Annotated in this window: 16 protein-coding genes and 1 pseudogene; 11 read left to right on the top strand and 6 right to left on the bottom strand. The window is 61.9% G+C overall.

What is annotated here, in order from left to right:
- Positions 1 to 175 precede the first annotated feature (175 nt).
- Both NKI25_RS34610 and NKI25_RS34605 read right to left on the bottom strand, forming a co-directional pair.
- Positions 176 to 688, bottom strand: a complete 513-nt coding sequence (locus tag NKI25_RS34610) for an OmpA family protein (RefSeq protein ID WP_352622882.1) — start codon at positions 686 to 688, stop codon at positions 176 to 178.
- Between the two features lie 10 nt (positions 689 to 698).
- A complete protein-coding gene (locus tag NKI25_RS34605) occupies positions 699 to 1358 on the bottom strand; it encodes a L,D-transpeptidase (protein ID WP_352595026.1) in 660 nt (219 codons plus the stop codon).
- A gap of 40 nt (positions 1359 to 1398) precedes the next feature.
- On the opposite strand from NKI25_RS34605, the gene NKI25_RS34600 reads away from it, so the two are divergent.
- The 9 genes from NKI25_RS34600 to NKI25_RS34560 all read left to right on the top strand — a co-directional run bounded on the left by NKI25_RS34600 (position 1399) and on the right by NKI25_RS34560 (position 10642).
- On the top strand, positions 1399 to 1947 hold the full coding sequence (locus NKI25_RS34600; RefSeq protein WP_352786737.1) for an NAD-binding protein: 549 nt from the start codon (positions 1399 to 1401) through the stop codon (positions 1945 to 1947).
- Positions 1948 to 3472: 1525 nt separating this feature from the next.
- Positions 3473 to 4084, top strand: coding sequence for a cupin domain-containing protein (locus NKI25_RS34595; protein ID WP_352458693.1), 612 nt, complete (start codon positions 3473 to 3475; stop codon positions 4082 to 4084).
- Positions 4085 to 4200: 116 nt separating this feature from the next.
- A complete protein-coding gene (locus tag NKI25_RS34590; protein ID WP_352622884.1) occupies positions 4201 to 5139 on the top strand; it encodes an ABC transporter substrate-binding protein in 939 nt (312 codons plus the stop codon).
- A 74-nt stretch (positions 5140 to 5213) separates the two neighbouring features.
- Positions 5214 to 6011, top strand: coding sequence for an ATP-binding cassette domain-containing protein (locus NKI25_RS34585; protein ID WP_352622885.1), 798 nt, complete (start codon positions 5214 to 5216; stop codon positions 6009 to 6011).
- A complete protein-coding gene (locus NKI25_RS34580) occupies positions 6008 to 7012 on the top strand; it encodes an ABC transporter permease (protein ID WP_352956982.1) in 1005 nt (334 codons plus the stop codon). Before NKI25_RS34585 ends, NKI25_RS34580 begins: the two co-directional genes overlap by 4 nt.
- Before the next feature lie 4 nt (positions 7013 to 7016).
- Positions 7017 to 8105 carry a phosphotriesterase family protein gene (locus NKI25_RS34575; RefSeq protein ID WP_352956983.1) on the top strand — a complete coding sequence of 363 codons (1089 nt, stop codon included), beginning with the start codon at positions 7017 to 7019 and terminating at the stop codon, positions 8103 to 8105.
- A 27-nt stretch (positions 8106 to 8132) separates the two neighbouring features.
- Positions 8133 to 8903, top strand: a complete 771-nt coding sequence (locus NKI25_RS34570; RefSeq protein ID WP_352579663.1) for a glutamine amidotransferase — start codon at positions 8133 to 8135, stop codon at positions 8901 to 8903.
- Positions 8904 to 8906: 3 nt separating this feature from the next.
- Positions 8907 to 9815 carry a ribokinase gene (locus NKI25_RS34565; protein WP_352622887.1) on the top strand — a complete coding sequence of 303 codons (909 nt, stop codon included), beginning with the start codon at positions 8907 to 8909 and terminating at the stop codon, positions 9813 to 9815.
- A complete protein-coding gene (locus NKI25_RS34560; RefSeq protein ID WP_352622888.1) occupies positions 9812 to 10642 on the top strand; it encodes a BtpA/SgcQ family protein in 831 nt (276 codons plus the stop codon). Before NKI25_RS34565 ends, NKI25_RS34560 begins: the two co-directional genes overlap by 4 nt.
- A 218-nt stretch (positions 10643 to 10860) precedes the next feature.
- Here NKI25_RS34560 and NKI25_RS34555 read toward each other — a convergent pair whose 3' ends face one another.
- Both NKI25_RS34555 and NKI25_RS34550 read right to left on the bottom strand, forming a co-directional pair.
- Entirely contained in the window at positions 10861 to 11061 is a 201-nt protein-coding gene (locus NKI25_RS34555) for a PIN domain-containing protein (protein ID WP_352622889.1), read from the bottom strand.
- A pseudogene (locus tag NKI25_RS34550) lies at positions 11058 to 11305 on the bottom strand (type II toxin-antitoxin system Phd/YefM family antitoxin). The gene NKI25_RS34555 and the pseudogene NKI25_RS34550 overlap by 4 nt, the downstream one beginning before the upstream one ends.
- A gap of 1509 nt (positions 11306 to 12814) precedes the next feature.
- Between NKI25_RS34550 and NKI25_RS34545 the strand changes: the two are divergent.
- Together NKI25_RS34545 and NKI25_RS34540 are read left to right on the top strand one after the other, a co-directional pair.
- Positions 12815 to 13954, top strand: a complete 1140-nt coding sequence (locus tag NKI25_RS34545; protein WP_352622891.1) for an FIST N-terminal domain-containing protein — start codon at positions 12815 to 12817, stop codon at positions 13952 to 13954.
- A gap of 10 nt (positions 13955 to 13964) precedes the next feature.
- Entirely contained in the window at positions 13965 to 15305 is a 1341-nt protein-coding gene (locus tag NKI25_RS34540) for an ATP-binding response regulator (RefSeq protein ID WP_352622892.1), read from the top strand.
- A 277-nt stretch (positions 15306 to 15582) separates the two neighbouring features.
- Here NKI25_RS34540 and NKI25_RS34535 read toward each other — a convergent pair whose 3' ends face one another.
- Both NKI25_RS34535 and gfa read right to left on the bottom strand, forming a co-directional pair.
- Complete coding sequence (locus NKI25_RS34535) at positions 15583 to 16266, bottom strand: response regulator (RefSeq protein WP_352622893.1); 684 nt, start codon at positions 16264 to 16266, stop codon at positions 15583 to 15585.
- Positions 16267 to 17001: 735 nt separating this feature from the next.
- Positions 17002 to 17546 (bottom strand): S-(hydroxymethyl)glutathione synthase (gene gfa / locus NKI25_RS34530; protein WP_353000672.1); only part of this gene is annotated, 545 nt, incomplete at its 5' end.

The following is a 17546-nucleotide window of genomic DNA, read 5'->3' as shown; positions in this document are numbered from 1 at the left end:
GGCCGATGGCCGTCCGTCACCCCTGATCGATTAAAGCCTCACCGACGCTGCCAACGAAGCTCACGCCTCAAACCCCGCGCCCCTCCCGCGAGCGGGTTCGTTCCCTGGCGCAAAACAGCCATGCCGCCGTCGCGTGTGAGACTCTGCTTCGGGTCACAAGCAGAACGGCAGCCCCCTACGGCTCGTCCCTCTCATCGCGCAAATTAGACACAACGCGGCGGTTCTGCGACCTGCAGGCGGTGTCGGGGCACTCGCGGACGAGCCTGTCCTTGCCGTAGCCCTTGGCCCACATGCGGTTACGGTCTATGCCGCCGGCGGCGAGGTAGTCCATCACCGCATCGGCGCGCTGCTGCGACAGCGCCATTTCACTTGCGCCGGGATCGTCGGCGAAACCCTGCAGCTTGAGCAGCCAGCGCGGATGCTTTGCTAACCAGGCGATCTGGGTGTCGAGGGTGGCCTTGGCGACAGAATCGAGCGCGGCCGAACCTTGCGTGAAATAGGTGCGGCGGCCGACATTGAGGATAAAATCCTCCTCGCTGCCCGGCTGCACGTTCTGGAAGCCGGCAACCTCGGTGTTGGTGACGTCGGGCGTGGAAGGGGCCAGCGTCTTGCTGGTCGAGCAGGATGCGGCCAGCACCAGCAGGCCCGCGGCGAGCAGCCGGCGCGTGTTTTCAATCATGCGGTTCATGAGGCGCCAATCATTCGACAGTGGTGGAAGCGGGCGCCTGATCGGCGATGTGCGGCAGGACCTGCACCGCGGTGCCGATAGGGCAGCGCTGGTAGAGGTCGATGATGTCTTCCGGGAACATGCGGATGCAGCCGCTGGAAGCGTCGGTGCCGATGCTCCATGGCTCCAGCGTGCCATGCAGGCGGTAGCCGGTGTCGGCGCCGTTGCGGTGCAGATAGAGCGCGCGCGGCCCGAGCGGATTGTTGGACGCGCCGCCTGCGACCATGGGCGGTAGGTCCGGCCTGCGCTTACGCATTTCGGGGGGTGGGACCCATTGCGGCCACAGCGCGCGGCGGTCGATCGTCGCGCGGCCGTACCATTTGAAGCCGTCCTTGCCGACGCCGACGCCGTAGCGGATGGCGGTCTTGTTTTCCATGATGACGTAGAGGAAATGGTGGCGGGTATCGACCACGACGGTGCCGACCGGCTCGCTGCTGAAATACTTGACGATCTGGCGATGCCATCTCTTGTCGATCTTGGCGAAATTGGTCTTGCGATAGACAAAATTGTTGTCGCTGGCGGTACCGGCGAAAAAGGATTTTGCCGCCGCGGCTTGAGCAATATTGCTGGTTGCACCCACCGCGACCAGCGCCAGGCCGCCGAGCACGACACCCCTGCGTGACAAAACCATCGGCAATTCCCCCTCATGCCTAAAGCCTGGCGGACCATAGTTGAGAATTATTTCGCCTCAAAGTGGAAAATGCTGCGTTGCTTCAGTCCGCCGTGTCCGGACGTTCGTCATTGCCGGGTTCGGGCGGGTAGGCCGGGTGATCGGCAGATTGCTCGACGAGCGTGGAGACAGGTGGGTTGCAGTCGACCTCGACGCCAAAAATGTAGAGCGGTCCCGGAAAGAACGTCTACCGGTCTTTTTCGGCAACGCTTCGCAGGAGGAGATGGTGGCCGCCGCGAAAATTGACAGCGCAAAGGCCCTGGTGATCACTCTGGACGACCCCGAGGCAGCCAAATCGGTTCTTGCGGCGCTGAGACGCAAACTGCCCGACCTCCCGGTGATTGTCCGGGCGCGTCACCACATGCATGTGCAAGAGCTGCTTGAGAAAGGCGCGACAGCCGTAATGCCCGAAACGACGGAATCCGGCCTTCTCCTGGGTGCAGCTGTCCTTCAAGAACTCGGGGACAGCAAAACGGATGTGGATGCGGCCGTCAGGACCGTCCGCAGGCATTCTTACCCCACGTCCCCAAGCGGGTCCGGCCTTCTCTGAGCCTGTGTGCTTGGCATTTACCGCTCGCGGTGATCTGTACCCGCCCCATGCAATCGGGAACTCCACCGCTCTCGGCGGCTGGCGGATGAGCCGAATAGCTAACGCCTCCGGAGTGCACTCCTCGCAAGCCGCTGACCTGCCGTTTCCTTCGACGGCCATGGTGCTGGCATTCTACGAAAGGTGGATATCCCGGAGCGGAGACTCGCGGGATCGGCGATGGCCGCCAGCAAAGAAGCGTTTGAAAAGGCCAAACGGTGACGCCGTCGCAGGAACGAAAGTGGAAAAGAAAGCAGAACTTTCGTGTGCAGGCTTTGCATGCGCGCGCCCATAACTCTTTGATGTTGTTTAGTTGTCTGTCCGATCGATCACACGCTGACCGTCATCACGGCAGCCGGGTGTCCGCTTATGGGATGTCGCAGTGGCCCGCTCTACGTCTGAGTTTAGGCGCAGAGCAGACGGTCGGGTTTCCAACCCGGAGCGACCAGAGCTGACCTTTGGTCGGCGCAAGTGTCGTCCTGCCGTGACCCAATGCGGTCTTCCGTTGCGAGCGTCGCTTGCTGCAGCTGCGTTAAGTCGGTCGGAGGCCAATGGTATTTTCAATGGAACGCTAATATACATGGAAACCCCAACGAGCAGCGCCTGCCAGATACTTGAGGAATGCCATGCGAAGGCTCATCTTCACGGCGATGTGTATCGCCGCCGCAACAGCCGCTAACGCCCATGATTGGTACGAAGATAAGATTGACCCACAGACCAAATTCAAGTGCTGCGGCGGTTCAGATTGCCGCGCCATACCTCGGTCTTCGGTGCGGTCCAGGGTAGACGGCGGGTACACTTATTTGCCGCATAATTTCACCATCCCACGTGACCGTGTACAGGAATCCCCGGACGGGCAATACCATATCTGCGAAAATAAATACGTTGTAACCAACCAGCTGTATTGGCGTTGCTTCTTCGCACCTCGTGTCGATGTGTCTATACTTCTAAAGCATTAACCGCGCGTCGCTTCCGCAACTTACATAAGCAAGGTGCTAGTCCATTAATTCTGTCGGACTTTCTTCAAAATTGCCGAAGCTCAAGCGGTGCGCGACTGGCCCAGGGATTTCATTGGATACGTCGCGGCTATCGAGCCTGCGCGCCCTGGGCGTAACTCCATGGGGCGCTGCCGCGGGTGACTTCCGGGCGCGCTCCGCAATTCGGTGACAGTCCAGATTTTGTCGTGTCGGCGCGGCCGTGGTTGTGTAGATTGGCTGCGTGCCCGCCTTGCCCGCATTATCGTTCCAAGTCCACTCGCCACGTGACGCAAACGCGGTAACGGCTGGCGATTTCGACCACGATGGACAGCCAAGCGATAGGGGATAACTGGCGCGGGTTCATCAGCACGGTTCATGCGGGAGCGGCATTCGCCGGATGAGGCAGCTGCGGCTGCAGTCTCGAATTTGACGCATCAGCACTTGCAAATCGTCAGCCGAGGTCTTTTGCTCGCGCGATAGTTGCCCTTGACCGTTGAATGGTTGGCGAACAGATGAACAAAATCGATCGACGGCGGCCAGAGTCAGAAACGGACGCCACAGTAAATGCCGCAAGACTTGGAACTCGGCTGCGCCTCGCCCGCCAGACACGCGGCATGACGCTTAAGACGCTGGCCGCGGCTGCGAATTGCTCGGAAAGCCTGCTGTCCAAGATCGAGAACGGCAAGGCTTCGCCGTCCCTGCCCATGCTTCACCGTCTGGTCGAGGTTCTCGACACCAACATCGGCTGGATGTTCGAGCAAGTCGACGACGACGAGGCGATCGTATTCCGGGCGGGCGCAAGGCCTTTGATCGCGCTCGACGCGCTACGGCGTGGCGAAGGAATTTCGCTCGAACGCATCATCCCGTATTCGCCTGGCCACCTCTTACAATGCAACATCCATCACATCGAGGCAGAGGGCTCGAGCGAAGGTCCGATCCAGCATGCCGGCGAGGAAGTCGGCTACGTGCTCGCCGGGCGGGTCGAACTGATCGTCGACGGCAAGAGCCATGCTCTCGCCACGGGTGATGCCTTCGTGTTCAGGTCGGAGCTGCCGCATCATTACCGCAACATCGGCGAGGAACGCGCTAGCATTTTCTGGGTCAACACGCCGGCGACTTTCTGAGCAACGCTCGGCGTTCATTTGGATTGACAAATATTCAAGTCTCTTGAATGCTTGCCTCGTGCCTGTAGCACCAACGGGACCAGCCGAGGTCTGGTCCGCAAGCAAGGGGAACCGAAATGCGTCTGTTCAAACTTCTCGCCGGCTGTGCCGCCGCCATTGCCATGGGCTCGGCAGCCATGGGATCGGCGCTTGCCGATACGTTCGCTCTCGTCAACATCAACCAGCAGGCCCTGTTCTTCAACCAGATCAACGAGGGCGCGCAAAAGGCAGCCGACGCCGCTGGCGCCAAGCTGGTCATTTTCAACGCCAACAATGTGCCGAGCGCGCAGAACGACGCGATCGAGAACTACATCACGCAGAAAGTCGACGGCATCATTCTGGTCGCCATCGACGTCAACGGCGTCAAGCCTGCGATCACTGCAGCCAAGGCGGCCGGCATTCCCGTCATAGCCATCGACGCGCAGATCCCCGACGGCGACAATATTTCGTTCATCGGCGTCGACAACACCAAGGCCGGCGAGGACATCGGCAAATTCTACGCCGACTATGTGAAGACCGATATGGCCGGCAAGGCCAAGATCGGTATCGTCGGCGCACTCAATTCATTCATTCAGAACCAGCGCCTCGACGGCTTCAAGAAGGCGGTGACCGAAAGCGGCCAGGCCGTCACCTTCCTCGACACAGTCGACGGCCAGAACGTTCAGGAGACCGCGTTGAGCGCTTCGGAAAACCTGATGACGGCCAATCCGGACATGAACTCGCTCTATGCGACCGGAGAGCCGGCCTTGCTCGGCGCCGTTTCGGCGGTGACCAGCCAAGGCCGCACCGGCGACGTCAAGGTGTTTGGCTGGGATCTGACCAAGCAGGCCGTTCAGGGCATCGACGACGGCTGGGTGGTGGCGGTCGTGCAGCAGGATCCGGCCGGCGAAGGCAAGGCTGCGGTCGAAGCGCTGGGTAAGCTCAAGAAGGGCGAGAAAATCGATCCGATCATCAACATCCCGGTGACGATCGTGACCAAGAAGAATGTCGATCAATACCGCACGATGTTCAAGTAAACTGCGTCGGCGACCGAGCCGCGGCGCCGTCTGAGGCTGCGCCGCGGATCCCTTGCAATCGCGTGGAATCCCAGATGACCAGTGGCCAGACCTATCGGGTGCGGATGAGCGGCATCTCAAAGCGCTACAACGCCATCCAGACGCTCGATGACGTGTCGCTGACGCTGAAGCCGGGCGAGGTGCTGGGGCTGGTCGGCGACAATGGCGCCGGCAAGTCGACATTGAGCAAGGTGCTGTCGGGGGCAGTGGTTCCCGACGCCGGCACCATCGAGATCGACGGCAAGCCGGTGATCTTCAGCTCGCCGGCGGACGCACGTGCGGCGCGCGTCGAGATGGTCTACCAGGACCTGTCGCTGTGCGACACGGTCGATGTTGCCGGCAATCTGTTTCTCGGCCGCGAGCCGCGCCGCCGCATCGCAGGCATTTCCTTTCTCGACAAGAAGCGCATGCACGACGAGACGCGCCAGATGCTCGATCGGCTCGGTATCGTCATTGCAGACACGCGGCTCAAGGTTGAAAACCTGTCCGGCGGGCAGCGCCAGTCGATCGCGATCGGCCGCGCCGCCTCGTTCGAGCCGGCGGTGCTGATCATGGACGAGCCGACGGCAGCGCTTGCCGTGGCCGAAGTCGAGGCGGTGCTCGAACTGATCCGCGCGGTCAGTGCGCGCGGCGTCAGCGTCATCCTGATCACCCACCGGCTGCAGGATCTGTTCCTCGTCTGCGATCGCATCCAGGTCATGTATGAAGGGCGCAATGTCGCCGAGCGGCTGATCGGCGAGACCAATATCGAAGACGTGGTCAATCTGATCGTCGGCCGCAAGTTCAGTGCGCGTTCTGCCACCAATGGCTATCGCGGTGGAGCGCCGGCATGAGCGACGCGATCCACGCCGCCCAGCCCTCACAAGTACGCAGGGGCACCTGGCGCGATGCGCTGCTCGCCAATGGCAGCGTTGTCTCAATCGCGCTGTTCTTTCTGGTCGTCTGCATCATCTTCTCGGTTGCGACCGACGCGTTTCTGACATCGCCCAATCTGTTGAACATCCTGCGGCAGTCGGCGCCGCTGCTGATCGTCGCCGCGGCAATGACTTTCGTCATCACCACTGGCGGCATCGATCTTTCGGTCGGCTCCGTGCTGGCGCTGGTGGCGACGCTGTCGGCGACGCTTTTGCAGTTTGGCCTGCCGTGGCCAGTCGTTATCCTCGCCATGTTGGCGCTCGGTGCCCTGCTTGGGGCGATACAGGGCTATTTCATTGCCTATGAGGGCATCCCGTCCTTCATCGTCACGCTTGCCGGGCTTTCGGTGATCCGTGGCGTGGCGCTGCTGATCACCGGCGGCTATTCCATCCCGATTGAGCCAGGAAGCGCTTTCACCGTGCTGGGCCGCGCCTGGTTCCTTGGCGTGCCGGTGCCGGCGCTGATCGCGCTGGCGATCCTGGCCATCGCCTATCTCGCCTTCAACGAGACGCCATTCGGCCGCTATGTCACCGGTATCGGCGCCAATGCCGAGGCGGTGCGGCGCGCCGGCGTCAACACGCGGCAGACGACGCTCTTCGTCTATGTGATTTCCGCCACCGCGGCAGCCCTTGCCGGGATCATTATTGCTGCCCGGCTTGGATCGGGATCTTCGAATGCCGGCCAGGGCTTCGAGCTGGAAGTAATCGCCGCCGTCGTGCTCGGCGGCACCAGCCTGTTCGGCGGCCGCGGAACGATCATCGGCACGGTGCTCGGCGCGCTGACCGTGGCCGTCATCGGCAACGGCCTGATCCTGGCGCATCTGTCGCCTTTCCTGACGCCGATAGTCACCGGAACGATCATCCTGATCGCCATCTGGCTGAACTTCCGCCTGTTCCGCGGCGCCGTGCGGAGCCGTTGAGCCGATGAGCGGTCTGTTCGATGACGCAGTGCCGGGCCAGCGGCTGGCGATCGGGGTCGATACAGGCCATGTGATGACCGTGCTCGGCCCGGTTCCGGTCGAGAAGATGGGCATTACGCTGATGCACGAGCACATCTTGCTCGACGGGGCGCGCAGCTGGAAATGCCCCTGCCATCCCGATGACATAGCGATCGCCGAGCAGCCGGTGAACATCGAGATCATCGGCGAGTTGCGCATGAACCCATACGTCAACCGCGACAACGTCTCGCTCGACGACGCCGACCTGGCGCTGTCTGAGCTGCAGCGCTATCGCGCTCTGGGCGGCCACACCGTGGTCGATGCCACCAATATCGGCATCGGCCGCGCCCCCGAAAAGCTCGCTCGCACCAGCCGCATGTCCGGCCTGAAGATCGTCATGGGCACCGGCTTCTATCTCGAGCACACCCATCCCGAATGGCTGAAGGCGATGGATGTGGACGCCGTGACCGAGTTCATCATCAACGATGTCGGCGGCGGCGAGACGCAGCCGCCGATCATGGCCGGGCTGATCGGCGAAGTCGGCGTCAGCAAGGATTTCACCGCCGAGGAACGCAAGTCGCTGCGGGCTTCGGCGCGCGCCTCGCGCATAACCGGCGTGCCGCTGTCGATCCATCTGCCTGGCTGGGAGCGGCTGGCGCACGAGGTGCTCGATATCGTCGAGGCCGAGTGCGCCGATCTTCGCCACACCGTGCTCTGCCACATGAACCCGAGCCACGACGATCCCGACTACCAGAAAAGCCTCGCCCGGCGCGGCGCGTTCCTCGAATACGACATGATCGGCATGGACTATTATTATGCCGACCAGGACGCGCAATCGCCCTCCGACGAAGAGAACGCACGCGCCATCGCCGCCCTTGTCGAGGCGGGCTTCGGCGACCGCCTGCTGTTGTCGCAGGATGTGTTCCTCAAGATCATGCTGACGCGCTTCGGCGGCTTCGGCTATGGCTATATCCTGAAGCATTTCATACCGCGCCTGAAACGCCACGGCGTCGAGCAGGCGGCCATCGACCGCATGCTGATCGCCAATCCGAAAAGCGTATTTGCGCGGCTCTAAGCGGCCTGGAATTACACTGGAGTTCAAATGTCCAAGAAGAAGATCCTGCTTGCCGGCGAATCCTGGGTGTCGACCGCGACCCATATCAAGGGTTTCGACCAGTTTCCGACCGTTACCTACCACACCGGCGCAGACGAGTTGCTGGGCGCGCTGAAGGCGACCGACTTCGACGTCACGTTCATGCCGGCGCATGAGGCGCAGCGCGGCTTTCCACAGACCATGGAGGCGCTGTCGGCCTATGACGCGGTCGTGCTCTCCGACATCGGCGCCAACACGCTGCTGCTGCATCCCGACACCTGGGTCCACTCCAAGCCGACGCCGAACCGCCTGCGCCTGCTCCGCGATTACGTCAGCGGCGGCGGCGGTCTATTGATGTTCGGCGGTTACTACAGCTTCCAAGGCATCAATGGCGGCGCGCGCTACCGCAAGACGCCGGTCGAGGACGTGCTGCCGGTGAATTGCCTGGCCTACGACGACCGCGTCGAGGTTCCCGAAGGTTTTGCGCCGGTGCCGAAACCAGGGTCGAGCCATCCCATCCTCAGGGGCCTCGGCTCGGACTGGCCGATCCTGCTCGGTTTCAACGAGGTGACGCTGAAGGATGGGGCCGAGGTCCTGGCCAGCGTGTCGTCGGACTATGGCTCGCTGCCGCTGCTTGTCACCGGCCATTACGGCAAGGGCCGCACCGTGGCCTGGACATCCGATGTCGGGCCACATTGGCTGCCGCCGCAATTCATCGCCTGGCCAGGCTACAAGACCCTGTTCGAACAGATGCTGGGCTGGGCGACAGGTGAGAGCTGAGCCATGCATGTCCACGTCGTCGGCAATGCCTGCGTCGATACCGTGTTTCGCGTCGGCCGCTTCCCTGCCGCGGGCGAGACTTTGAATGCTGTGAGCTATGCCGACGGGCTCGGCGGCAAGGGCGCCAACCAGGCGGTCGCAGCAGCACGGACTGGTGCAGAGGTGACGTTCTGGACGGCGCTCGGCAAGGACCCCGCTGGCGCGTGGATGAGGAGCCGCCTCGACAGCGAGCTGTCAGACCTTGAGGTGAGCGAATTCGAGCTGCCGAGCGACCGCTCGACCATCGTCGTCGATAAAGGCGGAGAGAATTTCATCGTCAGCGGCGTCGCCTGCAGCAAAGCCTTCGATCCGGTGGCGCAGACAGCACTTGTCCGCTGGATCGCTCCCGGCGACATCCTCGTCTGCCAGGGAAATTTACGGACTGCCGTGACCAATGCCTGCCTCAGAGCAGCAAAGGGAAACGGTGCGCGCACCGTTCTCAACGCCAGCCCGATCGACACGGCCTCGCTGCCCGATCTCGGCCTGGCGGAGGTTCTGGTGGTCAACCAATCCGAAGCGCAAATCTTGACCGGCCGGGATGACACGACAGCAGCCGCTGGCGCGCTGGTGGCCAAAGGCGCAGGCACCGTGGTCATCACCCTCGGTGCCGCAGGCTGTATCGTGCTTGGCACGGACCGGACGGAACCGCTTCGTTTGCCGGCGCCGCAGGTCGAGGCGCTCGACACCAGCGGCGCGGGCGATGTGTTCTGCGGCTGTCTGGCCGGTGGGCTTGCCCGGGGCATGCCGGTCATCTCGGCGCTGAAGCTGGCGCTCGCCGCCGCCGCAATCGCCGTGACACGGCCGGGCACGCTGGCATCCTGTCCTTCCGCCTCCGAGATGGCGGCGCTCATCGATCAAATGGAGCTCTCATGACCCAGCTCGGCCCATCTGGCGGCGACGCGCTTCTAGACCTTTTCGGCCGCACCAAGGTGGTGATCGGCGTCGTTCACCTGGCGCCCCTGCCCGGCGCGCCGCGCTATAACGGCGAGGCCGTGGAATTGATCTACCAGCGCGGGCTCGATGACGCCAAAGCCTATCTCGACGGCGGCTGCGACGGCGTCATCGTCGAGAACCATGGCGACATCCCTTTCGCCAAGCCTGACGATATCGGGCCGGAGACGGCGGCCTATATGGCGGTCGTTTCCGACCGCATCCGCCGCGAACTCGGCAGGCCAATCGGCATCAATGTGCTGGCCAATGCCGCGATCCCGGCCTTGGCGATCGCCAGCGCAGCCGGCGCCGGCTTCGTCCGCGTCAATCAATGGGCGAATGCCTACGTCGCCAATGAGGGCTTTGTCGAAGGCGAATCGGGCCGCGCGGCGCGCTACCGCGCCAGGCTGCGCGCCAACGGCATCCGCATTTTCGCCGATGCCCATGTCAAGCACGGCGCACACGCCATCGTCGCCGACCGCCCGGTGGAGGAACTGGTCAAGGACCTGGTCTTCTTCGACGCCGACGCCATCATCGCCACTGGCCAGCGCACCGGTCACGCCGCGGATTTGGGCTACATAAGTATGATCAAGCAGGCCGCCGGCCTGCCGACGCTGGTCGGCAGCGGTGTCACCCCGGATAACGCCAATGATATCCTTGCCATTGTCGACGGGGTCATCATCGCCAGCGCGCTGAAGCACGACGGCGTCTGGTGGAACCAAGTCGACTCTGCTCGAGTAAAGGCTTTCATGGGTGGTCTGAAGCGATAGCTGACTACCCTACCAAGGGGCTTTCGGTCCAGCTTGATCAACACGACGGAGGGGCGCAGGATACCGCGCGACCCGATCGTCGACGGTCAAAGTAATGACTTCCCCAATTGATTGAGCAATGAGGATCCGATCGAAGGGGTCCTTGTGGATGGGTGGAAGCCCCTCCACTGCAATGGCATGCTCGCCGGTGATTGGCAGCTCATCATAGCCATTGTCGATCAGGCCCCGACAGAAAGACGCGCATCGACCTTCAAGTCAAGGCGGCCCAGACCGCGTTTAATGGCAATCTCCCAGGGAGTTGCGGCGCTGAACGTCAAGTGGTTATCGGCATTCTCGATCTCAGCGAGGGCTGCGGGCGGGAGCTTTTCGGGCTCGCCCGCCGCCCAGAGCAGAAGATGGGTATCGAGAAGAAGTTTCATGCATCGCCGCCAAACAGCTTCTCGATTTCGTCAATGGGCCATGCGATCAAAATCGTCCGGAACTGAAAACTGCCCGGCCATAAACCCCACCCGACGCATTTCGCCGGCGGCAGGTGCGTCTATGGCAACGACCTTGACCATCGGCTTGCCGGATTTGGCAATAATGAAAGATTCGCCTTTTGGCCGCCCTGTCGACAAGACGCGACAGATGCGTCTTGGCCTCGTGGATATTGACGGTGCGCATTGCGGGCCTCATGACTTAGTCCATGCAACTTAGTCTACATGGGGCCCCCGATTTTCAAGCGTATTTCAGTCAGTGAAGGATGCCGGATGCGGCTGATCCTTTCGGATCGGCCGCATGGCACGACTTCAACAAAGGCGCGTAATCGATTGTCTGAACTGCATGTTTGTTGGGACTACGTCTCACCTGATGTTGGCCGAACCTGTTGGTCCGCCATGCGAGGTCGGAGTTCACAGGAGCGATTTTTACCGAGCAAATGCTCTACGTTATGCTAGGGCACGAAAGCGAAACGTCCGCTTTTAGGGCGCTGCACCACGGTGGCAACGAGCCCGACACTGTACCGAAGGCGATCGACGCGACGGGCGCCAAGGGCCCTACCGGATTCTATGTTCCCTTCACGATTCTCGGTTTAGTCGGTCGGCGGGATTGAGCCGCGCTCTCGAGGGCCAGGGCCAACCGCTTCTCGTCTTCGATGGCGCGATCGACTGCCTCAATTTCCTCTTGGAGCACCTTCAGCTCGGCTCCGTAGCTGGAGCCGTCGCTGTCCCCGATCTGAAAGCCACTTGCCCGCATTGCGTCGCGAGTATGGTGCACGTTACGGACTCCTTCGCGTCGAGTCGCGACCAAGATTTCCCTAAACTCTCCAAGACGTTCAACGTGATTGCGAGCCATTGCGTTCTCCTATTTCGTCGTCATCGTCGCCGACGGCGATTCAGAACGGCTAAAACCTACGGAGATACTCTCGACAAAGCATGAGTGCGGAAGCTCAAATTTGAATGTCTTGCAATAGCGTGAAGCGCGGCAGGCGGAAATTGGCTTCGACCCGATCGATCTCAGACCAAATGCCAGACACTTTCGGCCGAGCGCGTGTGCGGCTCCCCCAACGGGGCCATCCGCTCATGTAATCAGTAAAAGTCGAGTGCGAGAATGGCCCGGGCCATGGACGTCCCGCCATTCCTGGTCGAGTTTGACCTGCGGCGGAGGCAAGGCAGGCTTCGGCGCGTTGGTTGTGTAAGGCATCTCAAGCAACTGCTCTCCGTCGATCAGCTCCAGGTGCAGCTTTGACTTCGTCTCTCGGGCCCTCCTCGGTAGCGCTCGCGCTACTTTCGAGAACGAGAGGCGGTGGTGACAAATATCCCCTGCTCGGCACTCGCGAAGACCTTGCTCCTACGAAGTTTCGCACCTCTTTTAGGGATTCAGCATCAGTCGTGATGTGGCGCTTTACTTGCACTGCCCGCTGGATGCCCCAGTTGTCACGCAAAGGCAGGAAACGGCGTAACGAAGCGAACGCGATGGCGATGCGATGCGGCCTTCCGTCTGTGAGCGGCTGCGCGGACGCCGTCAAACGGCAGAAACTTCAAATCCATCATGTTGGCTCATTGCCAAAGCACCGCTTCAAGACAACAATGACCTCGACGCCGGCGCGCCAGACGCGCAAAAAAAGAGCGTTGGAGGAAATGGAGGAGGAAGCCGCTGGCCAAGTCACGGACGCGCTATGCATGCGGCGTTTCGGTGCTCACCACCGACGAATCTGACGCGGATGCGTTCGCCCGGGCGGTGGCAGCGGAAGCAGCGGCCATTGACGCCGGGTTTGCCCTGCTGTTTTTCTCGCAGAGCCTCATAGAGGCCGTTGCCCTGTCGGAAGCGCTGAAGACCCACGCGCCGGCGCTCCACTATGCCGGCTGCTCGACGGCCGGTGAGATAACGCCCAAAGGGCTGGAGGAAGGCCAGATCCTGGCTATGCTGCTTCCCTCCGCATCGTTTTCGGCAGCCAGCACCATGGTCGAAAATCTGTCCTCATCGGGCATGGACGGGATTACCGGCGAAGTCGAGGCGCTGAGGCGTTCGTTACACGAGCGCCTCGGGCACGAGCGAGCCGACACCACTTTCGCGCTCTGCTTGATCGACGGCCTGTCTTATGCCGAAGAAGCGGTGACCTCCGCCATCCATTGGGGGCTCGACGACATCCCACTGATCGGCGGGTCGGCTGGCGATGATTTGAAATTCGAGACAACGCGGCTGATCTCGAACGGCAAAGTGACCTCCGACAGCGCCATCATCGTGCTGATCACCACGGAAATTCCTTTCCACGTGTTCAAGACCGACAATTTCGTTCCCACCGACGAGAAGCTGGTGGTGACGGCATCCGATCCCGACCACCGCATCGTGCGCGAATTCAACGCCACCATTGCCGCCGAGGAATATGCCGCCTCGGTCGGCGTCGTCGCGCAGATGCTGACGCCACTGAGTTTTGCCTCGCACCCGGTGGTGGTGAAAGTCGGCGGCGAATTTTACTGCCGTTCAATCCAGAAGATGCACGCGGACGGCTCGCTGTCGTTCTTCTGCGCCATCGACGATGGTGTCGTGCTTGCCGTCGCCCAGCCTAAGGACATGGTCGAGGCGACCCGCGCCGCTCTCAGCGACGTCAGCAAAAGGCTTGGCGGCATCGACCTGATCCTCGGTTTCGACTGCGTGCTGCGCCGGCTCGACGCGCGCAATCGGCAGGTCTATCGCGAGATTTCGGAACTCTACAAGGTCAACAACGTCCTCGGCTTCGGCACCTATGGCGAACAGTACCGTTCGATGCATCTGAACCAGACCTTCACCGGCATCGCCTTCGGTGAACGCAAGGCGGCCGAAGCGGCGGAGTAGGAAATCCGGGATGCCGCTCAGGAACATCGACGACCTGGAAAGGCTGAAGAAGATCAACGCCGCGCTGATCAGCCGCGTCGAGCGTTCCATGGACCAGCAAGGCAATGCCTTTTCGCTGTTCCAGACCGCCATTTCGCTCGAGAGCCGGGTGCGCAGCCGCACCGAAGAGCTGCATTCGACCTTGCGCCGGCTGGAGCAGTCGAACATCGACTTGAACGCAGCCAAGGAAAACGCCGAGCTGGCGAACCTGTCCAAGACCAGGTTCCTGGCGGCCGCCAGCCATGACGTGCTGCAGCCGCTGAACGCCGCGCATCTGTCGGTCTCGGCGCTTGCCGAAGTACAGACCAGCGAGGAAGGCAGAAAGCTGGTCCGCCAGGTCGAGCGATCGCTGGAGACTATGGAGGACCTGCTCCGCACCTTGCTCGACATTTCAAAGCTCGATGCCGGCGTCGTGCAGCCCGACATCACCGATGTCAGCCTGGAGACGCTGTTTTCGTCTCTGCGCTCGGATTTTCAGCCGGTTGCGGAGATGAAGGGGCTGACGCTGAAGTTCCGGCCGGTCAATGCGCTCGTTCGTTCGGACCGAACCTTGCTGCGCCGCATCCTGCAGAACATCCTGTCCAATGCACTGCGCTATACCCGCTCGGGCGGCGTGTTGGTCGGCACCAGGCATCGCGGCGACACGATCCGCATCGACGTCGCCGATACCGGCTGCGGCATCCCCGACGACCAGCGCGAGGCGGTATTCGAGGAATTCCATCGGGGCGTGATCCCGACGGATGCCGGGCTTGCCGCCGGCGGGCTGGGGTTGGGGCTGGCCATCGTGCGCCGCATCGCCGCGGCACTCGGCCATCCCGTCACGTTTTCGTCGAAGGTCGGACATGGCACGATTTTCCATATCGACGTTCCGGTCGGGATCGGCGACACGGCCGATCCAATCGCCAGCACCGTCGACATGGAGCGGCCGCGCGGCTACGGTCTGTTCGGCACAAGGGTGCTGCTGGTCGAGAACGACATCGACGTGCTGCAGGCGATGACCTCCCTGCTCGAGCGCTGGCAATGCCTGGTGCGCCCCGCCACCTCGACGGGTGACGCGCTCGACTTGCTTGGCGATACCGACTGGTTGCCAGATATTGTCATAGCCGACCAGCATCTCGACGGCGGCGACCTCGGCACCACCACAATCGCCGAGGTCCGTGATTATCTCGGCCGCGCCGTGCCGGCGCTGATCGTCACCGCCGATGGTTCGGAGACAGTCGCCAACGCCGCCCGCGCTGCCGGCATCGAACTGATGCGCAAACCGTTGAAGCCAGCGCAGCTAAGGGCGCTGCTGGCGCATCTGCTGGCTTGAACTGGTCGTATCTTCCCAGCACACGGGTCACCGAATTCCAGCCATTACTTGTGCCTAGGCGGTAATTCATATGAAGCAGATTCACTTCTTCGCGCTAAAGTAGACGAGGGAAAGCGGCTAACTGCTGCAGAGCAATCGCCGCGTGAATTGATCTGACTAGAGAGGCGCGGATTGCTTAGCTGGTGTCAGGAACGTGAGAGCCGTCGCTAGTCCAGTCCGATTGCGGTGACACGAGTGCGGTCGACTACGGTGACAGTGCGCTTTTTAGGGAGCGCTCTCAAAACCCCGCCGGATCCCGAAAAAGCTCGGCATTGTCGAGCTTCGAGACCTCGATCACCGCCTGTGTGCGGCTGTAGACGTTGAGCTTGCGCAGGATTTCGGAGACATGCGCCTTGACTGTGGTCTCGCCGACCTGCAGTTCATAGGCGATCTGCTTGTTGAGCAGGCCCTGGCGCAGCATCTGCAGCACTTTGAGCTGCTGCGGCGTCAGCGTAGCCAGGCGCTGCACCATCTCGGCGCGGTCGGTGCTGTCGGCGTCGCGCGGCCGGCCTTCATAAGTCTCGGGAACATAGATCGCGCCTTCCATCACCGAGCGGATGGCGGCGGCAAGGTCGCTCTTGCGCGCCGATTTCGGGATGAAGCCGGCCGCACCGTAGGACAGCGCCTCGGAAATGATCTTCGGTTCCTCATAGCCGGAGACGATGACCACCGGCAGGCGCGGATACCGGGTCCTGAGCTGCAGCAGCCCTTCGAAGCCGTGCACGTCGGGCATGCTGAGATCGAGCAGCGCCAGGTCGAACGGCTTGGCATCCGTCAGAAGCTCGAGCGCCTCGGCAATCGAGCGCGCCTCCACCGTGTCGACCTCCGGATAGGCCATCTGCACGGCGCTGTGCAGCGCCTCGCGAAACAGCGGATGGTCGTCAATGATCAGGAACCTGGCGCGATCGGTCATCAGCTTCATTTCGGTTTGGTCTGGCCTAGAATAGTCCTGCAACCATGGCCAGCTTATTGGCAAATAGTACATTGCCATCTTGGCCGGCTAAAGCAGAATGTGCCCATGATTTCCGCGGCGCCATGCGGCAGATGTGGCCGTTCTGAAATGCAATGCCTTGCCCGGTGGCCCAAACTCGGCCGAATGTGCCGGCGACAGATCCATTGAAACAGAGACAGGTCGTGACCGACATCCGGCTTCGCGTGACAGCCAGTGACCGCCGGCTTTCGCACTGTTGCCGGCCGCCACACGACGCTTCCCCGACGCCCGCCTTGTTCGCGGCCGCACCGATGGTATCGGCTGGTCTGGGGACGCGCTGGTATACGGGCTGGTTTCCTGGACAAAACGCAGCAAGCTGATAGTGCTGCCCTTCAAGCGCCGCTAGGCGCTCGATATCGAACTGGTAAGGAGCACCACCTTGCCGCCATCGCGCTTTGGGCGCGACTTTGCCCGCGATATCCAAGCTAGTCCACGATCTGGGCCGCGCCAAGCCAGAACCAACTGATCGCAGTCGCTGATCTTGAAGCTATACGATCCGGTTGGACCAATTTCAGCCTATTCCCGTTGAGCCCAACGCCCCCCGAGGCTGACAGCACGTCGGCAATGACTTACGAAGCGTGTCCGTCTACGCGCTCGCCTGCGTTCGTTCCAACGCCTGGGACCGGGCGATTTCGTCCGGCCCCCAAAGATAGTGTCTGATGGTCGTTAGGCCGGCAACGCGCCGGATCTCTTGGCCGTCCAGGTGGCGATATAGTCCATCAGTCCGGGATTGAGGCAATCATAAGGTTCGAGCCCGATCGACTTCAGCTGTGACCTTATGCCGTCCATGCGGCTCGGATCGACACCGGACTCGATGATCGACGAGACAAAGGCGGTGAAGCCCGGCGGTGACCAGCCGTCTTCCTGGAAGCGTTCGGGATGGATGAAGGACAGCCCCTTGAAAGCGTGGTCGCGCTCGACCGGGCCGTGCATGTGGACGCCGCAGCCGGTGCAGGCATGGCGCAGGATCAGCGCGCCCGGATCGACGATCTTCAGCTTGTCGGCGTTTTCGGTCACCGTCACGTCGTTTGTACCGGCAACCGCCACGACCGAGAACAGCGCGCCTTCCGGCTTCCAGCATTTGGTGCAGCCGCAGGCATGGTTGTGAGCGATCTGGCCCTTGACCTTCACCTTGACCGGGTTGCTGGTGCAGGCGCAGACCAGCGTGCCGCCGGCAAAGTCGGCCTTTTCCCGTGGCAGTCCATTGTCGA

Origin of the sequence: Mesorhizobium sp. M0808 (assembly GCF_040320025.1) — a bacterium.
Lineage (GTDB): Bacteria > Pseudomonadota > Alphaproteobacteria > Rhizobiales > Rhizobiaceae > Mesorhizobium.
The sequence above is the reverse complement of the archived record's forward strand: the minus strand, read 5'-3'. Positions and strand labels throughout refer to the sequence as shown.

Coding starts and splice junctions, on each gene's coding strand:
- NKI25_RS34560 (WP_352622888.1), top strand. CDS start 9,812: ATGACCCAGCTCGGCCCATCTGGCGGCGACGCGCTTCTAGACCTTTTC.
- NKI25_RS34575 (WP_352956983.1), top strand. CDS start 7,017: ATGAGCGGTCTGTTCGATGACGCAGTGCCGGGCCAGCGGCTGGCGATC.
- NKI25_RS34610 (WP_352622882.1), bottom strand. CDS start 688: ATGAACCGCATGATTGAAAACACGCGCCGGCTGCTCGCCGCGGGCCTG.
- NKI25_RS34595 (WP_352458693.1), top strand. CDS start 3,473: ATGAACAAAATCGATCGACGGCGGCCAGAGTCAGAAACGGACGCCACA.
- NKI25_RS34535 (WP_352622893.1), bottom strand. CDS start 16,266: ATGAAGCTGATGACCGATCGCGCCAGGTTCCTGATCATTGACGACCAT.
- NKI25_RS34580 (WP_352956982.1), top strand. CDS start 6,008: ATGAGCGACGCGATCCACGCCGCCCAGCCCTCACAAGTACGCAGGGGC.
- NKI25_RS34555 (WP_352622889.1), bottom strand. CDS start 11,061: ATGAAACTTCTTCTCGATACCCATCTTCTGCTCTGGGCGGCGGGCGAG.
- NKI25_RS34540 (WP_352622892.1), top strand. CDS start 13,965: ATGCCGCTCAGGAACATCGACGACCTGGAAAGGCTGAAGAAGATCAAC.
- NKI25_RS34590 (WP_352622884.1), top strand. CDS start 4,201: ATGCGTCTGTTCAAACTTCTCGCCGGCTGTGCCGCCGCCATTGCCATG.
- NKI25_RS34585 (WP_352622885.1), top strand. CDS start 5,214: ATGACCAGTGGCCAGACCTATCGGGTGCGGATGAGCGGCATCTCAAAG.
- NKI25_RS34605 (WP_352595026.1), bottom strand. CDS start 1,358: ATGGTTTTGTCACGCAGGGGTGTCGTGCTCGGCGGCCTGGCGCTGGTC.
- NKI25_RS34565 (WP_352622887.1), top strand. CDS start 8,907: ATGCATGTCCACGTCGTCGGCAATGCCTGCGTCGATACCGTGTTTCGC.
- NKI25_RS34570 (WP_352579663.1), top strand. CDS start 8,133: ATGTCCAAGAAGAAGATCCTGCTTGCCGGCGAATCCTGGGTGTCGACC.